This is a genomic window from Bartonella sp. AA1HLJMS, assembly GCF_042197445.1.
Lineage (GTDB): Bacteria > Pseudomonadota > Alphaproteobacteria > Rhizobiales > Rhizobiaceae > Bartonella.
Window position 1 is genome coordinate 1 of the sequence record NZ_JBHIRW010000157.1, and the last position, 1,654, is coordinate 1,654.

At 40.1% G+C, this 1,654-nt stretch carries 1 pseudogene; it reads left to right on the plus strand.

Annotated elements, in window-relative coordinates:
- Nucleotides 1–1,654: pseudogene (locus tag ACFIQE_RS10190) on the plus strand (right-handed parallel beta-helix repeat-containing protein); the annotation flags it as partial.

A 1,654-nucleotide genomic window follows, 5' to 3' on the forward strand; every position in this document is an offset into this window, starting at 1 on the left:
CAACAAGAAGTATCCGATAAAACCTACGAAACTATTCACGCAAAAGACGGTGGCAAAATCATTGGAAAACATTTAACGATAAACCACCCAGTCCATTACGATGTATACGCTGTAACAGCTGAAGGTGTTAACAGTGTAATTGAATTACAGGATAGTAGAATTATCCCAAAACTTGATTCTGAGATTTTCCGCGGTCTTGAAGCCAAAGACGGAGCTACAATCAAAATGATTGGAGGTTCCATTGCAGCTGCCTCTGTTGGCGCTTCTTTTAATAACACGAATAGCAGCGAAAACATGCTAAAAGACGTGGTGATATCAGACTTAGATAAAGATGGACTGCAATTACTCTCAGGAATAGTTACCAAGGGAAGCACGCTCACCTTAAAAAATGTAACTGTTATGCATGCCTTCTCTGCTCTAAAGGCAGATGATCACTCGACAATAACAATCTCTGGAGGATCATTTGATGGAAAAACTGATGGAATATATGCTTCAAATGGCAGCACGGTTACTATCGACAACAAGACTGAGATTACAACATCCAGTGCTTATGGACTCCATGCTGATGGTGCACAATCCAAGATCACAATGACTGGAGGGACAGTAAGCGGTTGGGGTATAGGCACATTGTTTGCCGAAAACGGCGGACATATTCATGTCAATGGTATTACTATAACATCGACAGATGGCACTGGAACTGGTGTACTGGCCGATGCCTCTGGAAGCATAATTGAATTACATAATACAACGATTAAAGATGTTTCAACGGGGTTTTTTACACAACCAAACGGTACGATCAAGATGACTGGAGGTTCTATTACGGCTTCTATAATAGGCGCTTCTTTTAATAACAGTAAGAGCGCTGAGAACAAGATAGAAAATGTGAAAATATCAAGTGGTAAAGACGATGACCAACAACTTTTCGGGGTAGTCGCCACTCATAACAGCAACCTTACTTTGAAAAATATAACAGTTACTCAAGAAAATATAGGCATAGCCTCCGCTTTTAATTCTCAAATAAACGTATCAGGGGGAGAATTTAATGTAAAAACCTCAGGGGTATCTGCTGAGAGTGGCGGCACCATTATCATAAAAGACAATGCTAAAATTAACGCATCTGATGGTAGTGGATTACATGCAAGCGATCCACAATCCCAAATCACAATGACAGGCGGAACAGTATTTGGAAAACAAGCTGCATTGTATACAGAAAACGGTGGACATATCGATGTCAAGGATATTTCTGCAACAGCACAAATCGGTGGTTTGCAAATCATGTCTCTCTTCTACACAGATCAAAATTATCCGCAAAAACGTCAAAGCAATGAAATCAATGTGACTAATGCAGATATCCACGTAGAAAATGGTGCTGGAATTCTTATCGGAGCTTTCACTGACAACGATATCGAAAACAATGCAGACCTATCAATTGGTACAGCCAATATCAAAAATTCAGAAATCCATGCCGATGTTTTATTAGGAAAAGGCGTTTATTGGAAAGACAAAGAGCTTTGGGACTATGTCGGTGCAAACGCCATCTCCAACGGCACCTTCACATTAAGCGCAGATCAGTCTACTTTAGAGGGCAGAGCAAATATTGCTAAAGACAGAAATGTGCACTTTGATCTGAAAAACAATACAAAATGGACGTTGA